The organism is Nocardioides sp., assembly GCF_036401255.1.
Classification (GTDB): domain Bacteria; phylum Actinomycetota; class Actinomycetes; order Propionibacteriales; family Nocardioidaceae; genus Nocardioides.
This window is the reverse complement of the sequence record NZ_DASWVI010000049.1, coordinates 1-2,615: the sequence shown is the minus strand read 5'-3', so window position 1 is coordinate 2,615 and position 2,615 is coordinate 1. Positions and strand designations below refer to the sequence as shown.

Sequence of the window (2,615 nt, the reverse complement as noted above, 5' to 3'; positions counted from 1 at the left end):
CCGGCCGCCCCGAGCGGTGTCAGGCGGCGGGCGAGCGCCTCGGCGGTCGCGACCGGGCACTGGTCCGCGCGGGCCGGCGTCGGGTCCTCCCGGCCCTGGTGCACGAGCACGGTGGGCCGGTCGTCGGCGTCGTGGGTGGTGCCGTCGATCTCGATCCGCAGGCCGGGGCGCTCCGGATGGTCGTCGCGACCTCCGGGCAGCTCGAGAACCGTGACGCCGTGCAGCCCGTCGGCGGGTACGACGGCGCCGTCCATCGGGAGGTCGGCCCCGTCGACCACGAGCAGCAGGTGGGGTGCTGCCGGGCGGTCGTCGGACCCGAACCGGGGCCGATCGCCCAGGTCCGCGGGCAGCAGGGTGGCGAGGTCGGCCGGGGTGGTCGCGACCATCCGCATCGGCCCCACGGAGTCGGACCGGCGCCCGCTCCAGGCGTGCGGCAGCCACTTCACCCAGTCCCAGTGGGCGAGCCGCGTCTCGGCGGCCAGCACCCCGACCGCGAGCTGCTCGGGGCCGTGGCCGGCGACACCCGCGCAGACCATCGCCCGCGCGAGGGACCGGGCCTGCTCGTCGGGGCCGTGCAGCTCGACCCGCCCGACGGCGTGCAGGTCGAGCGTGGCCGGGAGGTCCGGCTGGAGCCGGTGCACCCCCAGCAGCCGGCGCAGCGCGGCCGCCGCCACCGGATCGGCGCTGCCGCTCGGGTCGTCGGCGGGTGGGACGAGCTCCAGCGCCAGCGGCTGGTCTGCCACGCCGTAGCGGACCCGCAGGAACGCCGGGTCCCCCGGCTGGCGCGCCCAGACCCGTGACCGCTCGGCGGCGAGGGCCGGCAGGGCCTCGGGGTCGGGGTGGTGCCACGTGAGCGCCCGGCGCTGCTGGGCCGCGGCCGCCCGTGCGGCCCGGCGTACGCCGGCGAGATAGGTCAGGTAGCCGGTGCGCGGCTGGTGCACCTGCTGGCGGCGCTGCCGGCGCTGGCGGTCCACCTGGACCAGGACGAAGCCGATGGTCGAGAGCAGGAACAGCCCGCCCGCGAGCAGTGCGCGGCCACCGCCGGCTCGTCCCATCGACGCGACCAGGGCGACGGAGCCGAGGCTGCCGAGCATCGGGAGGGCGTTCATCAGTGCGCCGCCCGCGGCCTCCCGCGGCTGCAGCTCCGGCGGCGGCTCCAGCACGATCCGGCCCGTGGGCAGGGGTGGTACGTCGAGGCGCGCGTCGCGACCCGTGGTGCTCATGAGGCGGTCGTCCCGTCCTTCGGCGCACCCGTCCGTCGGGTGCTCTGCGTGGACGCCTACCCCCGCGTCGGGCCGGCGACGCCTGGCCCCGAGCGCCTGTGGATGACCGGACGCACGGGTTCTCCACAGGCCGGTGGAGGGCCGGTTTCGCCCCCTCGGGGCTCGGGCAATCGACCCGTGTCCGGCCCGGGCCGATCCCGGCGGACCACCACCACACACACGATCCTCGAGCGGCGCGAGCCGCCCAGGGGGAAGGAGCTGGCGACATGACGCATGCACAGGAGATGGGGCAGGGCGAGCGCGCGCTCACCCGGGCCGCGGGTCTCGTGGCCGACGCCAAGGCGGACTTCGACGCGCTGAGCAAGGGGCTCGAGCAGCAGATCCTCGCCCAGCAGGGCGCCTGGGTCGGCGCCGGCGGGTCGGCGTTCTTCACGCTGCACCAGGCGTGGACCGACAAGCAGCGCACGATCACCGACGCGCTCGACGCGTTCGAGGCCTCGCTGACCTCGACCGAGCGCGACTTCATGTCCACCGACGACACCCAGTCGTCCACCTACCACCGCGTCGCCGGCCGGCTCGGCTGAGCGCGCCTCGCGACACGTCAGGAGTGAACGAGATGAGCCTCGACGGACTTCGCGTCGACCACGCCGGCCTGGACACCGTGGCCGGCGACCTCGCCCACGCGGTCAAGCGCATCGACGACCGGCTCGACCGGCTCGAGTCGGAGCTGGCGCCGCTGCGCAGCGACTGGGCCGGCGGCGCCCAGCAGGCATACCTCACGGCCAAGGCCACCTGGGATCGCGCCATGCAGGAGATGAAGGGACTCCTGCACGACACCAGCGCCGCGGTCGCCCAGTCCAACGCCGACTACCGCGCGGCCGACCGGCGCGGCGCGGCGGCGTTCGGGCAGTGACCCGGGGCGCGACGCCCCGCTCGGGCCTCCTGCGGGTCAGCGTCGTCTCCGGCGTCCGCCGGGTCGATCTCGCGCTGCCGGGGATGGTGCCGGTGGCCGAGCTCGTCCCCGAGCTGGCGCGCAGCGTCGGCGTGCTGGATCCCGCGGCTGCTCACGGGGGCTACCGCGTGACGCTCGCCGACGGACACGGCCTGCGGAGCGATGCCGGCCTGGCCCACCAGGGTGTCGAGGACGGTGCGCTGCTGACCGTCACCGCCGCCTCCGCCTCCGCCGACGAGGCGGCCCGCCGCGACGACGACCCGGTCGAGACGATGGCGGACGTGGTCGAGACCGAGCTCGCCACGTGGGGTCCCGGCGCGGCCCGGTGGACCGGGCTGGGTGGCGCGGCCGTGCTGATGGTGCTGAGCGCCGTGGCGCTGCTGGTCGAGGGCGCCCCCGGGCACGCGGGCGGGTCGGCGGCCGGGGTCGCCCTCGTGCTG

At 76.5% G+C, this 2,615-nt stretch carries 3 protein-coding genes and 1 pseudogene; 3 read left to right on the top strand and 1 reads right to left on the bottom strand.

Going from position 1 to position 2,615, the window contains the following annotated elements:
- A pseudogene (locus tag VGD85_RS02390) lies at nucleotides 1-1,223 on the bottom strand (type VII secretion protein EccC); the annotation flags it as partial.
- A 266-nt stretch (nucleotides 1,224-1,489) separates the two neighbouring features.
- On the opposite strand from VGD85_RS02390, the gene VGD85_RS02385 reads away from it, so the two are divergent.
- The 3 genes from VGD85_RS02385 to VGD85_RS02375 form a co-directional block, all read left to right on the top strand.
- Complete coding sequence (locus VGD85_RS02385) at nucleotides 1,490-1,807, top strand: WXG100 family type VII secretion target (protein ID WP_331061848.1); 318 nt, start codon at nucleotides 1,490-1,492, stop codon at nucleotides 1,805-1,807.
- 32 nt (nucleotides 1,808-1,839) lie between these two features.
- Nucleotides 1,840-2,136, top strand: coding sequence for a WXG100 family type VII secretion target (locus VGD85_RS02380; RefSeq protein WP_331061847.1), 297 nt, complete (start codon nucleotides 1,840-1,842; stop codon nucleotides 2,134-2,136).
- Nucleotides 2,133-2,615 (top strand): EsaB/YukD family protein (locus tag VGD85_RS02375; protein WP_331061846.1); only part of this gene is annotated, 483 nt, incomplete at its 3' end. The genes VGD85_RS02380 and VGD85_RS02375, both read left to right, overlap by 4 nt.